Genomic DNA, 16851 nt, shown 5'->3' with positions numbered 1-16851 from the left:
ACGGCACCGGCGTACGGCTCGCGTATCAGGGCCGTGTGCCCGTCACCCCAGGATCCTTCCCCTTTCCGGCGCACACCATCCCTCCTCCGGGCCACCGGGCGCGCGCTCACCCGGAGCCCGCGGCCACCGCGTCGTATCCACCCACCACATCGCACACGTCCCCGAACCCGTGCGCCTCCAGCAGTGCCGCCGCGATCACCGACCGATTGCCACTGCGGCAGTACAGGACCACCGGGCGGGCCGGGTCCAGTTCGCTGATGCGGGCAGGAAGGCCGGCCAGCGGGATGTTGCGGGCACCGGGGAGGGCACCCGCCTCGTACTCGGCCGGATTACGGACGTCGATCAACTGGTGTCCGGTCGCGTGGTCTTCGGGCGACTCGCCTGCCGCCAAAGGCAGCTCGTCGTGCCGGATGCGATGGCTGCGGCGGGCGAGGGCGGGCGTGCGCTCCAGTACGGCGGCCGGGTCGGGCAGATGACCCAGGACGTGGTCGTAGCCGATACGGGCGAGCCGGAGGCGGGCCTCCTGCTCCGTACCGGGGTCGGCGAGCAGCACGATGGGGGTGCCCGGGGCGACCACGCTGCCGGCGTACTCCGCGAACCGGGTGTCCAGGCTCGTGTGGAGGGAACCGGCCAGGTGCGCGCGGGTGTAGGCGGCCGGCGGGCGGCAGTCGAGGAGGGCGGCGCCCTGCCGGTCGCGGGCCGCGAGCGCCTCGTCGAGGGTGAGGGCGGGCGGCGGGCCGGGCTCCAGGAGTGCGTGGCCGTCACGGTTGAGGGCCGAGTCGTGCGCGAAGTACCCGGGGGTGGCGGGCTGTCCCGCGGTGACCAGCCGGACGAAGTCGGCCTCCGGCATGGGCTGCAGGGCGTAGTTGAGGCGGCGCTGGTCGCCGATCGTGGAGCTGGTCTCGGTGGAGAGGCTGCGGCCGCAGGCGGAACCCGCGCCGTGTGCGGGAAAGACCCGGGTCGCGTCCGGGAGAGTCATGAGTTTGGTGTGCAGGGAGCGGTGCAGACGGGCGGCCATGTCCTGCGGGGTGTGACCGGCGGCGGAGAGCAGGTCGGGACGGCCGACGTCGCCGACGAAGAGGGTGTCGCCGGTGAGCACGCCGAACGGCACCTCGTCGTCCGGGTGTTCACGGAGGACCAGACAGATGGATTCGAGGGTGTGGCCGGGGGTGGCGAGGACGGTGAGGGTGACCCCCTCGCCGTCGTCCGCCCCGAGCGAGATGCGCTCGCCGTCCCGTAACCGCCGTATGGGGAAGCCGGTTTCGGCGGCCTCCCCGAAGGCGATGGCGGCGTCGGCGGCCCGCGCGAGTTCGAGGTGACCGGAGAGGAAGTCGGCGTGAATGTGCGTCTCGACGACGAGTTCGATGCGCAGGCCCGCGGCTTCCGCGTCGTGCAGGTACTCGTCGACGTCGCGGCGCGGGTCGACGAGGACGGCGCGGCCCGTGCTCTCGTCGCCGATCAGATACGACGCCTGGGAGAGGCAGTCGAGGTAGTACTGCGCGAAGTGCACGGTCGGCCTCCAGGGTGCGCGGGGCCCGTGCGCGGCGGCTGGGGCCCGCCCGGGCAGGGTGCGTTGTGCGGATGCACGGATGTACGTACATTAGGGAGCCGGGTGGCGGGCGACAAGCCGAGGCCGCCGTCCAGGCGCTTCATGTGACGGCGCACCAGGCGACCTTGCGTGACGACGTGGCAGGTATCACGCCGACGTCACCTCGCAGCGCACGCCTGTGACGTCACATCAGCTGCCGGGCGCGACGCACGATGCCCGGTCCGTCGGACGGCTGTACCGACTCGCCCGGCATCGACAACCGCCAACCGCAGCACCACCCACACCACCCCGTATGCCCGCGGAGGAACCCCATGACGACCGAGCCGCCGGACGGCGCGCACGGCCCGCGTCCCCTGGACCGGCGCTCGCCGCTGCCCCTGTGGGCGCAGCTCTTCGCCGATCTGCGCCGCCGGATGGAAGCCGGCGCGTTCCGTGCGGAGTTCCCGGCCGAGCACCGGCTGACCGGTGAGTACGAGGTCAGCCGGCACACGGTCCGGGAGGCGCTGCGCAAGCTGCGCGCCGACGGTCTGGTGATCGCCGAGCGCGGCCGCACCAGCCGGCTGGACACCCGTCGCATACAGCAGCCGCTGGGCTCCCTCTACAGCCTCTTCCGTGAGCTGGAGGGCCAAGGGGTGGAGCAGCGCAGCGAGGTGCTGCGGCTGGAGCGGACCGCGGAGGGGACGGTCGCCGGGCATCTGGGGCTGGTTCCGGATGCGCCGCTGGTCGTACTGGAACGGCTGCGGCTCGCGGACGGCGAACCGCTCGCCCATGACACCGCGTATCTGCCGGCCGAGGTCGCCGAGCCGCTGCTGGACGCCGACTTCGGGCACACCTCGCTCTACGGGGAGCTGACGCGGCGCTGCGGGCTGAAGGTCACCGGCGGCCGGGAGCGGATCCAGCCGTTCCTGCCGGACGTCCGGCAGGCATGGCTGCTGGGGCTGGCCGACCGGGAGGCGGCGTTCACCATCGAGCGGCTGGGGCAGGCCGGGGAGCGGCCGGTGGAGTGGCGCGAGACGGTGGTCCGCGGCGACCGGTTCTCCTTTGTCGCGGAGTGGTCCGACCGGAGCCCGGCCGTCGCCCTTGCGCCGCGTGCCTCGTGTCCGTCCTCATAGCCGCCGCGGCGCTGCCGTGCGGACTGCTGATCGGTGTGCTGCTGGGCGCGCTCGGCGGCGGCGGTTCGGTGCTGGCGGTGCCCGCGCTGGTCTATCTGCTGGGGCAGTCGCCGCACGAGGCGACCGCGGGCGCGCTGATCGTCGTCACGGTCGGCGCGGTGACCGGCCTGGTCTGCCATGCCCGGGCCGGGCGGGTCCGGTGGGCGGCCGGTGCGGCGTTCGGGGCGCTGGGTACGGCCGGCAGCTACCTCGGCTCCCGGTGGAGCGCGGCGCTGGACCCTGCGGCGCTGATGGCGGCGTTCGCGGGGCTGCTGCTCGTGGTGGCGGCGATGCTGGTGTCACGGGGGCTGCGCGAACGGCGGGCGGCGAACGGCGTCCGTCCCTTACGGGAGCCCCCGCAGACCGACTCTTCAGGAGATCCGAGGGAGCCCGTGCTCTTACGTGATACCCCGGAGCCACCCGCGCCCCTTCGCCACTCCCCGGGCCCCGCGCCCTTACGGGACACCCCGGAGCCCTCGCCCTTACGGGACGTCCCGGAGCCCTCGTCCGTACGGGACATCCCGAGTCCGGCCTCCTCCGCAGGCCGGGCCGCCGGCCCTTCCCATCCCACGGGAGCCCACTGCGCCGGAACCCACGGCACGGGAACCGGCCCCGCGGGAAGCCACCCCACGGGAACCGGCCTCGGAACCCACCCCGCGGACATTCGCCCCACGGACACCCACCCCACCGGCCCCCGACCGGCAGGCTCCCGGCCCGCCCGCCCCCTCCGGTTCGCCCGTTCCCTCCGGTTCGCCCGTCCCCTCCGGTTCGCCCGTCCCCTCCGGTTCGCCCGTTCCCTCCGGTTCGCCCGTCCCCTCCGGTTCGCCGTGACCGCGTCCGCCGTCGGGCTGCTCACCGGTTTCTTCGGGGTCGGCGGCGGCTTTGTCGTCGTACCGGCGCTCGCCCTGGTTCTGGGCCTGGAGATGCCGGTCGCCATCGGCACCTCTCTTCTCGTCATCCTCCTCAACTCCCTTACGGCGCTGGGCACCAGGGCCGGCACCGGGGCACTGGACTGGCCGGTGCTGGCAGGCTTCGCGGCCTGCGCGGCGGTCGGCAGCCACTTCGGCAACCGCCTCACCACCCGTCTGCGCCCGCGGACCCTGACCACGGCCTTCGCCTGCCTCGTCACCGTCCTGGCCGTCTCCATGGCGGTCACCGCCCTGCCCCGCCTCTGGTCCCCCTGACGCCCTCGGCCCCAGGTCCCGCTCCTTCCTCACGCCCCTCACCCGATCAACTGCCCACCGCCCCCGACCCCTACCGAACCGGCCTCCGCCACACACCGCCCGACCACCCGCATCGCACCACCCGCATCGCACCACCCGCATCGCACTACCGGCATCGCACCCCCACCACTCACCGCTCACCACTCACCGCTCACCGCTCACCGCTCACCGCTCACCACCCACCAGGAGGAAGCACATGGCCCCCGCACCCGCTGCCCCGTCCCACCACCAGGTCCTCATCGTCGGCGGCGGCACCGCAGGCATCACCGTCGCCGCCCGGCTGCGCCGCGCCGGTGTCCGGGACATCGCGCTGCTGGAGCCGTCCGAAACGCACTGGTACCAGCCGCTGTGGACGCTGGTCGGCGGCGGACAGGCCCCGCTGCGCTCCGCGCTGCGCACCGAGGCGGAGGTCATACCGCCCGGCGTGCGCTGGCTGCGGGAGCGCGCCACCGCCGTCGACCCGGCCGCCCGTACGGTCACCACCGCCTCCGGCCGGGTCCTCTCCTACGGGCGGCTGGTGCTCGCCCCCGGCCTGCAGCTCGACTGGAACGGCGTGCCCGGGCTGGCCACGGCCCTCGGCCACGGCGGGGTGAGCAGCAACTACCGGCCCGATCTCGCCCCGCTCACCTGGGATCTGATCCGCCGGATGCGCAGCGGGACGGCCGTGTTCACCATGCCGTCCGGGCCGGTGAAGTGCGGCGGCGCCCCGCAGAAGATCGCGTATCTGGCGGCCGACCACTGGCGCAAGCGCGGCGTGCTGGGCGCGATCCGCACCATCCTGGTACTCCCGGAGCCTGCGATGTTCAAGGTGCCGGTCTTCTCCCGCGCGCTGACGGAAACGGCCCGGCGGTACGGCATCGAGGTGCGGCTGAGCTCCGAGATGACCCGGCTCGACGGCGCGGCGCGCGAGGCAGTGATCACCGACCACACCACCGGCAAGGACGAGACCGTCCGCTATGACCTGCTGCACGCCGTACCGCCGCAGCGCGCCCCCGAGTGGCTGGCCGACGGTCCACTGGCCGACCCCGACTCCCCCTTCGGGTACGTCAAGGCCGACCGGGAAACCCTGCAACACCCTGACTTCCCCCACGTGTTCGTGCTCGGCGATGTCGCCAACCTTCCGACGTCCAAAACGGGTGCCGCGATCCGCAAGCAGGCGCCGGTCGTCGTCGCCAACCTCCTCGCCCAGCTGCGCGGACGCCCCGCCACCACCCGCTACGACGGCTACACCTCCTGTCCCCTGGTCACCGCCCGGCACAAGATGCTGCTCGCCGAGTTCGACTACGACCTGCGGCCCACCCCCTCGGTCCCCTTCATCGACACCACCCGGGAACGCACCGACATGTGGTTCCTCAAGCGCTACGGGCTGCCGCAGCTCTACTTCAAGGGGATGCTCAAGGGTCTGGCCTAGGGGCGGGGATTCCTCAGCGGCAGGGATCCAGGGGGGGGCGCGGCTCAGCGGGAGCGGCTTCGGGCAAGTGGCCTGGCGGCGGCGGCTGCGCGGCAGCGGCTTCGCGGCAGCGGCTCCGGGACGGCGTACGGGCCCAGGCCCGTACGCAGGGAGCGTCCGGCAGCCGTCCGAGGAGGTCGGCGGCCGCCGCGCCGGATTCCGTCCTACGCCGCCCTGATCTCCCCCACCACACACGCCACGTTGTCCGGCGCCCCCGCCTCGCGGGCTCGTCGGATCAGCTCCCGTACGGCCTGGTCGGGGCCGTCGGCCGTGGTCAGCACGTCCTGGATCGTCTCGGCCGGCACCACCGAGGTCAGGCCGTCGGTGCACAGCAGATAGCGCTCCCCGGGCCGGACCTCCAGCAGTTGCAGGTCAGGGGCGAACGCGGTGCCGCCCCCCAGCGTCCGCAGCAGCAGCGCGCGCTGGGGGTGCGACGAGGCCTCCTCGGGGGTGAGGCGGCCCTCGTCGACCAGCGACTGGACCAGGCTGTGGTCGTGGGTGATGCGGAAGAGGCCGGAGTCGCGCAGGACGTAGGCGCGCGAGTCCCCGATGTGCAGCAGCGCGAGCTGCGAGCCGGAGCGCAGCAGCGCGGTGAGGGTGCTGCCGGATGCCTCGTTGGCCGCCGGGGCGGCGCGGTGTGCGCGATGGGCCGCCTCCTCCAGGACGGCCGGCAGATCCGCCGAGGCCAGATCCCGGTGCTCCAGGTCCTTGAGCGCCGCGATCGCGGCCGTCGCGGCGGGGCCGCCACGGGGGCCGTAGCCGTCGGCCACCGCCAGCAGCTGTGGTCCCGCGTGGGCGGCGTCCTGCTGGGCCGGGCGCACCAGCCCCTGATCGGTCAGGGCGGCGCAGCGCATCGTCACCGGGGTGAGCGGATCGGTCATGACGGTGTCCTTCCTGGACAGCTGGTCGACGAGGAAGGCGGCCAGGTCCCGGCGGGCGGCGGTGTCGGCCTCGACCTGCGCCCAGTAAGCGGCGACCGCCCCGGCTGCCGCGTCCGGCGCCAGTTCGCACACCTCGCGGATGCGGGCCAGCGGCATACCGAGCCGGCGCAGCCAGGCCACCAGCCGGGCCCGCTCCAGCTGGGCCGGGGCATAGTGGCGGTAGCCGCTTCGCGGGTCGACGCGGTCCGGGGTCAGCAGGCCGAGCTCGTCGTAGAGCCGCAGCGCCTTCGGCGAGAGCCGGCAGGCGCGGGCGAACGCCCCGATGGTCAGCAGCTCACCGTCCCCGCAGGGCGCGTCGCCCACGCCTCCGGTCACCCGTCGGTCCGGCCTTCGGTCCGGCCTTCGGTCCACCCCTCGGCCCGCCCCTCGGTCCACCCGTCCGCCCTCCTCGTACCGGGCGCCTCGCCCGGCACGGCCGATGCTGGGGCTTCCCCCAAGGACAAGGTCAAACGGCGGCCGCCGCCCCGCCGCGGCCGACCCGGTCCGTCGTCTCCGCCGGGTCCATGTCCGTGTCCGCGCGGGCCAGCTGGTTGAGCGCCGCGGCGGTCAGCGCCTGGACGCCCATGGTGAGGGTCGGCCGGACCACCGGGACGAAGTGCGGCGAATGGTTGGAGGGGATGTCCTGGGCCAGCCGCCCGGCGGCCAGCGCCGCCTGGAACTCCTCCGGGTCCCAGCCGCCCAGCCACCAGTAGTAGAGCGGTGCCCCGGCGGCGGTGGCCAGCAGTCCGGCGTCCTCGCTGCCGGTGGCCGGCTCGTAGGCGAACAGCCGCTGCTCGCCGAAGAGTCCGGTGAACTGCTCATTGACCTGCCGCAGGGTCGCGGCGTCGTTGACGGTGACGGGGAAGGAATCCAGGACCTCGGTCTCGGGCGCCCGGTCCGCACCGGAGGCGGCGGCCTCGCCGCGCGCGATGCGGTCGATGGCGGCCAGTACGGCCGTGCGCACCGTCTCGTCGAAGGTGCGCACGCTGAGCCGTACGACGGCCCGGTCGGGGATGACATTGGCGGTGTCCCCGGCCTGGAAGGAGCCGACGCTGACCACGGCCCGGTCCTTCGGCGCGACCTCACGGGCCACCACGGACTGCACCCGCTGCACAAAGGCCGCCGCCATCAGGATCGGGTCGACGGTGGTCTCGGGCCGGGAGCCGTGGCCGCCGGTGCCGTGGAAGGTGATCTCCAGGCTGTCGGCGGCGGCCATACAGGGTCCGGGGCAGTACGCGATCAGCCCGGCGCCGAAGGGGGCGACATGCTGGGCCAGCACCACATCGGGCGTGGGGACCAGGCCCTTGGTGTAGAGACCGGCGTCGAGCATGGCGCGGGCACCGCTGCCGACCTCCTCGGCGGGCTGGAAGAGCACGACCAGCGTGCCGGACCAGCGGTCGCGGGCCGCCGCGAGCAGGTCGGCGGCGCCCAGCAGGCAGGTCACATGGACGTCGTGCCCGCAGGCGTGCATCCGGCCGGGGACCGTGGAGGCGTAGTCCAGGCCGGAGTTCTCCGTGACGGGCAGCGCGTCCATGTCGGCGCGCAGCAGGACCACGGGTCCCGGGCCGTTGCGCAACACGCCGACGACGCCGGTTTCGGCGATGCCGGTGGTGACGTCATAGCCGCAGCGGGTCAGCCGGCGGGCGGCCTCGGCGGCCGTACGGGTCTCCTGGAAGCCGAGTTCGGGGTGGCGGTGCAGGTCTTCGTAGAGGGCCACGAGGTCCGCGAGGCGGTCGTCGAGAGGGGCCAGGACGGCGGCGGAGTCGTCACTGTGCTCGGCGTCATCGGTCGGGCCGGTCGTGCCTGTCGTGTCGCTGTCGCTCATACACGCATTCGACCATGGATCTCCGCCCCGCGCCGAGCGTCTGCCCCGCACCCGACCCGGAGCCGCCCCGTAGGGGCACGCCGCCCTGCCCTGGCCGGACTTCGCGGGTGCCGCGACGCCCGATCGTGACACCGAAGCCCGTGACTGCAACCGTGGATCACCCTGCCCGTGGCCGTGACCAGCACGCCCAAACCGACGACTGGAGGCCGACGTTGGCCAGTTCCTCCACCCCACCGACCGGCGAGCCCCGCGACCTCGCGGCTCATCTGATGGAACAGGCCATGGGCCATGTCTTCTCCGCCGCCCTGCGCACCGCGGCACACCACCGCCTCGCCGACCACCTCGCCGCGGGCCCGCGCACCCCCGAGCAGCTGGCCGCCGCCACCGGCACCCACGCCCCGCAGCTGCGCCGCGTCCTGCGCTACCTCGCCACCCGCGGCTTCTTCCGGGAGGACGCCGCGGGCGCCTACCACCTGACGCCGGCCGCCGCCCCCCTGCGCGCCGACGTCCCCGACTCGCTGCACCCGGCCGTCATGATGGCGACCGACGAGCTGTTCCTGCGGACCTCGGCCGCCCTCCCGGAGGCCGTACGGCACGAGGGCGCGTCCTTCGAACGACTCTTCGGGGCACCCCTCTTCGAGCATCTGACGACGGATCCGGCCACCCGGCGGGTCTTCGACGAAGGGATGTCCTCCGTGTCCGCCCCGGTCGACGCGGCGGTGGCCGAGGTGTACCCGTTCCCCGCGGTGGGCACGGTCGTGGACGTCGGCGGTGGCCGCGGCGGACTGCTGCGCGCCGCGCTGCGCCGCCACCCGCAACTGACCGGCGTGCTCTTCGACCAGGCGCCGCCGCTGTCCCACCACCTCCTGGAGGGCGATGAGTTGAAGGGCCGCTGGCGCACCCAGGAGGGCGATTTCTTCGCGTCCGTGCCGGAGGGCGGCGACGTCTACGTCCTCAAGCACGTCCTGCACGACTGGCCGGACGAGGCCTGCCTGCGCATCCTGCGCACCTGCCACCGGGCGATGGCCGCGGGCCGCCGGCTGCTGGTCATCGATGCCGTACTGCCGCCGGCCAACGCCCCGCACTTCGGCAAGACCCTGGACGTCGCGATGATGGCGGTGGTCGACGGGCGGGAGCGGACCGCGGAGGAGTTCGCCACCCTGCTGTCGGCCGGCGGGTTCCGGCTGACACGGGTGCTGCCCACGCCGGCCTTCCCCTCGATCGTGGAGGCGGTTGCCGAGTAGCCACAGGCACACACGGACACATGGACACACGGACACGACACGACATGCCGCGCCACGCCGCGCCCCCAGCTCCTCGGAGGCGGACCGACACGCCGCACCCCCAACTCCTCGGAGGCGGACCGACACGCCGCGCCCGCTCCCTCACGGGTGGCCCGACACGCCGCACCCCACTCCCCTCACGACGCCCCGACACGCCGCACCCCGCTCCCCTCATGGGCGGCATCGTCCGCCCGCGCTGTACTGATGCCGGCCGCACCGGCCGAGGAGAGGAGCTGACGTGCCGGTCCTCATGCGGGCGCGCCGCCGCGACGAGCAGCACCGCGCCGCCACCCCGCTGGAGCTCTTCTTCGACCTGTGTTTCGTCGTGGCGATCGCCCAGGCCGGGCAGCAGCTGGCCCATGCGCTCACCGAGGGGCACCCGGGACACGGCATCTCCGGCTACCTGATGATCTTCTTCGCCATCTGGTGGGCCTGGATGAACTTCAGCTGGTTCGCCTCGGCGTACGACACCGATGACCCGCTCTATCGCGTGGTGACCCTGGTCCAGATGGCGGGGGTGCTGGTCCTGGCCGCCGGCGTACCGCGTGCCTTCGCCCACAGCGACTTCAAGGTCATCTGGTGCGGGTATGTGGTGATGCGGCTGGCCATGGTTACCCAGTGGCTGCGGGCCGCACTCGCCGGCCGGGGCGCGGAGCGGCGCACCGCCCTGCGCTACGCCCTCGGGGTGACGGTGTGCCAGGTCGGCTGGCTGGGCCTGCTCGCGCTGCCCAAGGGGGACGTGCCCTGGGTGTTCGTCGTCGTGGGACTGCTGGAGCTCGCCGTCCCCGCGCTGGCCGAGCGGGAGCGGCAGACGGCCTGGCATCCCCATCACATCGCCGAGCGCTACGGCCTGTTCACCCTCATCGTGCTGGGCGAGACGGTCGCGGCGGCCACCGTCGCCGTGCAGTCGGCGCTGGACGCGAATGACGAGCTCAGCGTCCTGCTGCCGATCGCGGGCGGCGGACTGCTGCTGGTCTTCGCCGCGTACTGGATCTACTTCGCGGTCCCCATCCACCGTCACCTGCGCTCGAACCGGCAGTCGTTCCTGTGGGGCTACGGCCACTACCTGGTGTTCGGCTCGGCGGCCGCGGTGGGCGCGGGCATCGAGATCGCGGTGGAGGAGGCGTTCGGCAGGGCGCATCTGTCGGCGTTCGCGGCGGCCGCGTGTGTCACGGTGCCGGCCGCCCTGTTCATGATGACGGTGTGGCTGATCCACTCCCGGCATCACAAACGCGGCGCGGCACAACAGCTGGTCCTTCCGGTGTCCTCGCTCCTGGCCTTGGCGTGCACCTTCGCCGGGCACCTGGCGGTTCTGGCGGCCGGTCTGGTGGCTTCCGGCACGGTGGCGGCCGGCGTGTTGCTCACATCCCGTCAGGGCGCCGCGCCGGTGGAGTAGAAGCACGCCCGGCGTGTTGCTCACATCCCGTCAGGGCACGGCACCGGTGGAGCAGAAGCGCCGCCACGTCACCCATCTCGGCGAGCGCCCCGGCACGGATCTCGGCAAGCGGGCCCGCACGGGCCTCCCGGCGCTCCCGCGAGCCTCTCCCCGCCTCCCCCATAAGCGTGCCGAACGGCCGTGCAAACCTCCGCAACCACCCTGATCCTGCATCAGATTCGGCCATCTTCGACTCCTGCGCCGGAGGGCCCCCTCACCAGCGGAGCCCTCGGCGCCACCCCCGCGCCATACCCCGTCAATTACCCACCAATGGATCCCACTTCCCGCCACTTGGTGCCCTTGTTCCCCACCGCGCACCGGGGCCAGCGGAGGCGCGCCGACTCTGAAGCGGTAGGGTGCAGATTGCCCTTTTTATGACAGGGGCGCCCTGGGGAAGAGCCGCAGAAAAGCCCCGGGGACCGACCACCGTCCGCACCTGAGGAGACGCCAGCCATGGCCCGCCACGCTCAGTCCCGCGCGCGGACGAGACTGTCCCGGCGCAGCAAGGCCGTGGGCGGTCTCGCCCTCTCCACGCTGGTCGGCACCGCCCTGTGGGCGTGGCCCGCGTCGGGCGACGACCACAACAGCGGGACCGACGCCAAGAGCACCACGTCCTCGACGGCTTCCGGCCCGGACACGCCACGCGTCCCCGTGTCCGCCGCGAAATCCGCCCCGAACGCCGCACCGAATCCCCCCGCGGGCCGTCCCATCCCGGGCCTCAGCGACGCCGCCCGGAAGCGGATACCGGCCGACTCCCGGCAGGCCCTGGTCGTCACGGGCAAGGGCATGGACTCCTTCGAGTCCCGTGTCGTCCTCTACACCCGCGAAGAGGGCTCCGACGACTGGGAGCCGGGCCCCACCTGGTCCGCGCACAACGCCGCGCACGGCTGGACGGACGACCACCGCTACGGCGATCTGCGCTCCCCCATCGGTGTCTTCTCGCTCACCGACGCCGGCGGTCTGCTGGCCGCTCCCGGAGACACCAAACTCCCCTACGACCACAACAGCAGCTTTGTCGCCGACGGCACCGGAGTGGAGGGCGAGCCGCTGGCCGGCGCCTTCGACTACGTCATCGCCATCAACTACAACCGGGAGGCCGGCACCTCTCCCCTGGACCAGCAGCGCCCGTGGGGCGACGCCAAGGGCGGCGGGGTCTGGCTGCATGTGGACCACGACGGCCCCACCCAGGGCTGTGTGAGCCTCAAGCCCAAGGTGATGCAGGAACTGCTGCGCACCCTCGACCCCGACCTGCACCCGGTCATCGTGATGGGACCGGCCGGTTACCGAGCACCCGCCGATGACTGAGCACCCGCCCTGCCCCGCGGGGCCGCAGGACGCGCTGACCGACGTCCTCGGCCTCCGGGTCGGCCACGCCCAGCGGACCGGGGACGGGTACCTCACCGGCACCACCGTCGTCCTGGCTCCCGAGGGCGGCGCCGTCGCGGCCGTCGACGTACGCGGCGGCGGCCCCGGCACCCGGGAGACCGACGCGCTCGACCCGCGCAACCTCGTCCAGCGCATCGAGGCGGTGGTGCTGACCGGTGGCAGTGCCTTCGGTCTTGACGCGGCGTCCGGTGTCGCCGGGTGGCTGGAGGAGCGGGGCCGCGGTTTCCGCGTCGGCCCCGACCCCGCGCAGGTCGTACCGGTCGTGCCGGCCGCGGCCCTCTTCGACCTGGGGCGCGGCGGCGACTGGCGGGCCCGCCCGGACGCCGCACTGGGCCGGGCGGCGGCCGCAGCCGCGGCGGACACCGCGCCCGGCGCCCCAGTCGCCCAGGGAAATGCGGGCGCCGGCACGGGCGCGGTGGCCGGCGGCCTCAAGGGCGGCATCGGCACCGCGAGCGCGGTCCTCCCCTCGGGCGCCACCGTCGCCGCGCTGGCCGCCGTCAATGCCGCGGGCTCCTTCGCCGACCCGCGCACCGGCGCCCTCTACGGCCGGCTGTACGAAAGCCCGTCGGCCCTGCCCTCCCCCGAGGTGCACGCCGCCGCCGCGCGCCGGCTGGCCGAGGCCGGGGAGATATCCCGGGCCCGCTCTGCCGCGTCCGTCCGCCCGCCGCTGAACACCACCCTCGCCGTGGTCGCCACGGACGCCGCCCTCACCCGAGCCCAGGCCCTCAAGCTCGCCGGCACCGCCCACGACGGGCTGGCCCGCGCGATCCGTCCTGTCCATCTCCTGTCCGACGGCGACACGGTCTTCGCGCTGTCCACCGCGACGCGCCCGCTCGCCCCCGAAGAGGCCCGCGCCGAAGCGGCGTTCGACGTGCACGCCGAGGCCGGGGCCCTCAACCAGATCCTGTCCGCCGGCGCGGACGTCCTGACCCGCGCCGTGGTCCGGGCCGCCCGGGAGGCGGAAACGGTGGACGGCCCCGGTGGGGTCTTCCTGTCGTACCGGGACCTCTACGGGACGGGCTGATCCGCTACGGGACTGGCTGATCCGCTACGGGACTGGCTGATCCGGTACGGGACTGGCTGATCCGCGGAAATCCGCGGACGGCCGCCGTCCGTGCCGATGTTCACCCTCCCACCGCGCCGGCCGCCGAGCACCGAGCACCACCCGACCGGTCACACCCCCACCGCCCCGAGCACCGACCCCGCGGCATACGTCACCCCCATCGCCACGGCGCCCCCGCCCACATTCCGCAACACCGCCCGCCCCACCGGCGCGGCCCCCAGCCGGGCGCTGCTCCAGCCGCACAGCGCCAGCGCCGCCAGCACCGCGACCACCGTGATCCACAACCGCTGGGCGGCCGGCGGCAGCACAATCGCGAGCAACGGCAGCAACGCGCCCGCCGTGAAAGCGAGGAAACTCGCCCCCGCCGCATGCCAGGGATTGGTGAGCTCATCGGGATCGATCCCCAGCTCCACCTCCGCATGGGCACGCAGCGCGTCGTGCTCGGTCAGCTGCTCGGCGACCTCCCGGGCCAGTTGCCCGTTCAGTCCCTTCCCTTCCAGCATCTCCGTCAGTTCGATGAGTTCGGCCTGCGGCTCGGTCGCCAGCTCCCGCTTCTCCTGGGCGAGCGCGGCCTTCTCCGAATCCCGCTGGGTGGAGACCGATACGTATTCGCCGGCCGCCATCGACATGGACCCGGCCAGCAGTCCGGCCAGCCCCGCGGTCAGCAGCGCGCCACGGGAATCGGTGGCTCCGGCCACTCCGACGACGAGTCCGGCGGTGGAGACGATGCCGTCATTGGCACCAAGTACCGCCGCCCGCAGCCAGTTGAGCCGGCTGCCGAGCCCGCCGCCGTGTGCCTCGTCGTGGTCCGGTGTCTGCGCAGTCATCGGCAGAGCATTTCATCCGCACCAGCTGTGCCTCCCCCGACGCCACCGCCCCGCCTCCAATGGGCCGGTGGTAGAAACGGCTTATGTCCGCACCACCCCCCTCCCCGCCTCCCCAGCCGCCACCGCCCACGCTCGTCCAGCCGGCTCCCCGGGGGCCGGCACCACGCCGCCGACTGTGGTGGCACCAGCTGATATTCGGGCTCTGGTACCGCCCGGTGGAGGTGCTGGACGAGGCACGGGACCGCAGTGCCTGGAGCGCAGCGGTGCTGCTTTCGTTGATCAGCGGCGGCATCGGGGTGCTGTCGGTGGATGCCTTCCACACCCAGTGGGCCGTCGATCACGCCGCGGCGCTGAAGCTCCTCGGGCTGGGCGAGGCGGGCGTGCTGGCCGCCAGTCTCGCGCTGGGCTCGGTCGCCCACGCCATCGCCCGGACGCTCGGCGGCATAGGTCGCTTCGCGCCCACGGCAAGCCTGTTCATCGTGCTCTTCTGGGTGACGGATCTGCCGCGGATGGCCATAGCGGCCTGGCTGCCGACCGATGCCACCTTCGTCCAGGCCGCGACCTGGACGACCTGGGGGTTCGGCTACGTCCTTGCCGTACTGCTGATACGCGGCCAGCACCATCTGTCGACGTGGAAGTCGGCGGCGGCGGTATCGGTGCAGATGCTGACCGCGCTGGCCCTGCTGCGGCTGGGCCCGGTGCACTGAGAGCGGTGCACCGAGAGCGGTGCACCAAGAGCGGGGCGTACCGAGGGCGGTGCGTACCGAGACCGGGCCGGAGGCGAAACCGGGGCCGGGGCCTGGGCCGGGGACGAAACCGGGGCCTGGGACGAAAACCGGGGCCGGGGCCGGTTATCCGCTCAACTCCGGCTGGACAGCTGCCGTACGAGACCCTCGAACGCCGCACGCTCGGCGGCGCTCAGCTCCACGCACTCCGCCGGCGGCCCGGCCGGCCCGGTCTGGCGCGGCACGGAACCGAGCAGCCCCGGCTGTGCGGGCAGGCCCTCCGGGGAGGGCGGGGCGAAGCGCCCGCGCGGCGCGTACCGGGCCCGCATTTCCCGCTGATCACGCCACATGGCCGACTCGTACCGCCCCCGGTGCAGCACTCTGGCCAGCCCGACGACCCAGACGATGGCCACAGCCAGCAACACGCCGAGGCCGATCTGCTGCAGAATCGAAGCGGAGGGGAGCATGCGGTCCTCCCGGACGGATGAGGCGCTGGGGCAGAGCCAGTAGACACCACACGCCAGGCCGTCCGACAGGGGATCTTGGGACTTAAGTCCCGAAGTGACGCATCTCCTATGACATTTCGCTACATTCCCCTCACGGCGCGGCACATCCGGTCGCTCGCCGCGTACGGCCTGGACCACACCGCCACCCGCACCGCCGGCCCCGGCCTGGCGCACCGCACCGTCACCGGCTCCCTGAAGGCAGGGGTCACCCTGATGAACGTCCGGAAGGCAGGGCCGCCCTGATGGGCGCCCGGAAGGCAGGGCCGCCCTGATGGGCGCCCTGAACGCAAAGGGCGCCGCCACAGCTATCCCCGCCGCGCGCTCCGCCACCGCGTCCGTGCCTGCCAGGGCAGCTGACGGAAGTGACTCCGCTCTCTTCCCTACTGGGCTCGTTGGTGAACCAGACCTCCGGTTACCTGGCCACCGGCCACGGTCCGGGACCGATGGACAGCCGCCATCCGAGCATCGCCCCGCACGAGACGCCAGCCTTCCAGGGGGGCAGCTTCTCGCGGTGGCCGTGGGGAACGACCGTCAATTCCGGGCGCCGACGCAGGTACTGAGCACACCGGAGCTCAGCGGGGGCGTCCGGTTCGCCCGCAATCGAGACCGGGTACAAACAGAACAAATCTCATCAAAGCACCGGAAAACCCCCTGCCCGCCGGCACCCCGCCCGCTTGGACCGAGCGGCCGGCCCCGGTGGCGATGCCCCGCGTCCGGCCAACGGCCTCTCCGGGGCTTTCGAGTTGGCGGGGCAGCTGGATCTCGATCCGGTAATCTCCGTCGGCGAGGGCCGTGCGCCCCAAGTCACCAGCTCACTCCGCCTCTCGGCCACGCCGGTGTCCCAACCCTCCGCTCCACCCCGCCTGGACGAACACGGCGCGCCACTGCGAACCTGGCTATCGGGACCGGCCGACCAACCCCTCCCTTTGCATATGTGACCTTCGTCACAACCGGGCCCCACCCGCAACCAAATCTGCCCGTAGGTGCTGTTTACCAGCACGGAATCACAACACCCTTGTATGGAGCAGCTCGTGACATCGCCGGACAACCCCGCACCCGCTCGGTCCCGCACTCCGCACCAGCTGCTCCAGTCAGCCGAGCAGCCGGCATCCGGTGCGCCGCGCCCGCACCGCCGGATGCGCCGCACTCTGGCCGTCACCGCCCTGTTCGCAGCGGGTGCGCTGGCCCTGTCGGCCTGTGGCGGGGACGCCTCGGCCGGCGGCAATGACGACGGCAAGAACGGCCAGGCCGGTGCGGATGCCGCGGCCAAGAAGGACGCCTCGGACGCCAAGATCACGGTCTCCTCGAAGGACGGCGCCACCAACGCCAGCATCAACGACACCGGTGTGAAGGTCACCGGTGGCAAGTTGACCGATGTGAAGCTCACCGAGGCGGACTCCGGCAAGGACGTCACCGGTGCCATATCGTCCGACGGTTCGTCCTGGAAGCCCGGCGCCCAGCTGGAGCGCGGCACCAAGTACAAGATCGTGGCGAACGCGAAGGACGCC

15 protein-coding genes are annotated in these 16851 nt (G+C 73.1%); 10 read left to right on the top strand and 5 right to left on the bottom strand.

Features of this window, described 5'->3' with window-relative positions; genetic code table 11:
* Nucleotides 1-106 precede the first annotated feature (106 nt).
* Nucleotides 107-1510, bottom strand: coding sequence for a rhodanese-like domain-containing protein (locus tag ACGFR7_RS36725; protein ID WP_393328225.1), 1404 nt, complete (start codon nucleotides 1508-1510; stop codon nucleotides 107-109).
* 350 nt (nucleotides 1511-1860) lie between these two features.
* Here ACGFR7_RS36725 and ACGFR7_RS36720 point away from each other — a divergent pair, with 350 nt between their 5' ends.
* From ACGFR7_RS36720 to ACGFR7_RS36710, 3 genes are all read left to right on the top strand, one after another.
* Nucleotides 1861-2661 (top strand): GntR family transcriptional regulator, encoded by an 801-nt coding sequence (locus tag ACGFR7_RS36720; protein WP_393328221.1) that lies wholly within the window; start codon nucleotides 1861-1863, stop codon nucleotides 2659-2661.
* Complete coding sequence (locus tag ACGFR7_RS36715; protein ID WP_393328220.1) at nucleotides 2646-3884, top strand: TSUP family transporter; 1239 nt, start codon at nucleotides 2646-2648, stop codon at nucleotides 3882-3884. The genes ACGFR7_RS36720 and ACGFR7_RS36715 overlap by 16 nt, the downstream gene beginning before the upstream one ends.
* Before the next feature lie 235 nt (nucleotides 3885-4119).
* Nucleotides 4120-5334: an FAD-dependent oxidoreductase gene (locus ACGFR7_RS36710; RefSeq protein WP_393328217.1), complete on the top strand. Its 1215-nt coding sequence runs from the start codon at nucleotides 4120-4122 to the stop codon at nucleotides 5332-5334.
* Between the two features lie 203 nt (nucleotides 5335-5537).
* On the opposite strand, the gene ACGFR7_RS36705 is transcribed toward ACGFR7_RS36710, so the two are convergent.
* Nucleotides 5538-6617, bottom strand: a complete 1080-nt coding sequence (locus ACGFR7_RS36705; RefSeq protein ID WP_393328214.1) for a MerR family transcriptional regulator — start codon at nucleotides 6615-6617, stop codon at nucleotides 5538-5540.
* Nucleotides 6618-6759: 142 nt separating this feature from the next.
* Nucleotides 6760-8118: an amidohydrolase gene (locus tag ACGFR7_RS36700; protein WP_393328211.1), complete on the bottom strand. Its 1359-nt coding sequence runs from the start codon at nucleotides 8116-8118 to the stop codon at nucleotides 6760-6762.
* Nucleotides 8119-8330: 212 nt separating this feature from the next.
* Here ACGFR7_RS36700 and ACGFR7_RS36695 point away from each other — a divergent pair, with 212 nt between their 5' ends.
* The 4 genes from ACGFR7_RS36695 (at nucleotide 8331) to ACGFR7_RS36680 (ending at nucleotide 13246) form a co-directional block, all read left to right on the top strand.
* On the top strand, nucleotides 8331-9362 hold the full coding sequence (locus tag ACGFR7_RS36695) for a methyltransferase (RefSeq protein ID WP_393328209.1): 1032 nt from the start codon (nucleotides 8331-8333) through the stop codon (nucleotides 9360-9362).
* A 277-nt stretch (nucleotides 9363-9639) separates the two neighbouring features.
* A complete protein-coding gene (locus ACGFR7_RS36690; protein WP_393328206.1) occupies nucleotides 9640-10797 on the top strand; it encodes a low temperature requirement protein A in 1158 nt (385 codons plus the stop codon).
* 492 nt (nucleotides 10798-11289) lie between these two features.
* The gene (locus ACGFR7_RS36685; RefSeq protein ID WP_393328203.1) at nucleotides 11290-12141 is read left to right on the top strand and encodes a L,D-transpeptidase family protein; all 852 of its coding nucleotides are present in this window, start codon (nucleotides 11290-11292) and stop codon (nucleotides 12139-12141) included.
* Nucleotides 12134-13246 (top strand): P1 family peptidase, encoded by a 1113-nt coding sequence (locus tag ACGFR7_RS36680; protein ID WP_393328201.1) that lies wholly within the window; start codon nucleotides 12134-12136, stop codon nucleotides 13244-13246. The genes ACGFR7_RS36685 and ACGFR7_RS36680 overlap by 8 nt, the downstream gene beginning before the upstream one ends.
* 149 nt (nucleotides 13247-13395) lie before the next feature.
* Here the strand turns inward: ACGFR7_RS36680 and ACGFR7_RS36675 are convergent, their stop codons facing one another.
* Nucleotides 13396-14112 carry a VIT family protein gene (locus tag ACGFR7_RS36675; RefSeq protein ID WP_393328198.1) on the bottom strand — a complete coding sequence of 239 codons (717 nt, stop codon included), beginning with the start codon at nucleotides 14110-14112 and terminating at the stop codon, nucleotides 13396-13398.
* Nucleotides 14113-14195: 83 nt separating this feature from the next.
* Here ACGFR7_RS36675 and ACGFR7_RS36670 point away from each other — a divergent pair, with 83 nt between their 5' ends.
* Nucleotides 14196-14819 carry a hypothetical protein gene (locus tag ACGFR7_RS36670; RefSeq protein ID WP_393328195.1) on the top strand — a complete coding sequence of 208 codons (624 nt, stop codon included), beginning with the start codon at nucleotides 14196-14198 and terminating at the stop codon, nucleotides 14817-14819.
* A gap of 152 nt (nucleotides 14820-14971) precedes the next feature.
* Here ACGFR7_RS36670 and ACGFR7_RS36665 read toward each other — a convergent pair whose 3' ends face one another.
* Nucleotides 14972-15304, bottom strand: a complete 333-nt coding sequence (locus ACGFR7_RS36665) for a hypothetical protein (protein ID WP_393328192.1) — start codon at nucleotides 15302-15304, stop codon at nucleotides 14972-14974.
* A gap of 108 nt (nucleotides 15305-15412) precedes the next feature.
* Between ACGFR7_RS36665 and ACGFR7_RS36660 the strand changes: the two genes are divergently transcribed.
* Entirely contained in the window at nucleotides 15413-15586 is a 174-nt protein-coding gene (locus ACGFR7_RS36660) for a hypothetical protein (protein ID WP_393328189.1), read from the top strand.
* A 776-nt stretch (nucleotides 15587-16362) separates the two neighbouring features.
* Nucleotides 16363-16851, top strand: a 489-nt coding sequence (locus ACGFR7_RS36655) for an Ig-like domain-containing protein (protein WP_393328186.1), incomplete at its 3' end; no start/stop codon positions are given.

The sequence above is a fragment of the Streptomyces sp. NPDC048516 genome, from assembly GCF_043199875.1.
Taxonomy (GTDB): Bacteria; Actinomycetota; Actinomycetes; order Streptomycetales; family Streptomycetaceae; genus Streptomyces.
Note: the sequence above shows the minus strand (reverse complement) of the source record. Positions and strands in the feature narration are given on the sequence as shown.

Excerpts from the sequence above, each read along its gene's own strand:
- ACGFR7_RS36710 (WP_393328217.1), top strand. The coding sequence starts at position 4,120 with ATGGCCCCCGCACCCGCTGCCCCGTCCCACCACCAGGTCCTCATCGTC.
- ACGFR7_RS36675 (WP_393328198.1), bottom strand. The coding sequence starts at position 14,112 with ATGACTGCGCAGACACCGGACCACGACGAGGCACACGGCGGCGGGCTC.
- ACGFR7_RS36680 (WP_393328201.1), top strand. The coding sequence starts at position 12,134 with ATGACTGAGCACCCGCCCTGCCCCGCGGGGCCGCAGGACGCGCTGACC.
- ACGFR7_RS36685 (WP_393328203.1), top strand. The coding sequence starts at position 11,290 with ATGGCCCGCCACGCTCAGTCCCGCGCGCGGACGAGACTGTCCCGGCGC.
- ACGFR7_RS36720 (WP_393328221.1), top strand. The coding sequence starts at position 1,861 with ATGACGACCGAGCCGCCGGACGGCGCGCACGGCCCGCGTCCCCTGGAC.
- ACGFR7_RS36660 (WP_393328189.1), top strand. The coding sequence starts at position 15,413 with ATGACATTTCGCTACATTCCCCTCACGGCGCGGCACATCCGGTCGCTC.
- ACGFR7_RS36700 (WP_393328211.1), bottom strand. The coding sequence starts at position 8,118 with ATGAGCGACAGCGACACGACAGGCACGACCGGCCCGACCGATGACGCC.
- ACGFR7_RS36665 (WP_393328192.1), bottom strand. The coding sequence starts at position 15,304 with ATGCTCCCCTCCGCTTCGATTCTGCAGCAGATCGGCCTCGGCGTGTTG.
- ACGFR7_RS36670 (WP_393328195.1), top strand. The coding sequence starts at position 14,196 with ATGTCCGCACCACCCCCCTCCCCGCCTCCCCAGCCGCCACCGCCCACG.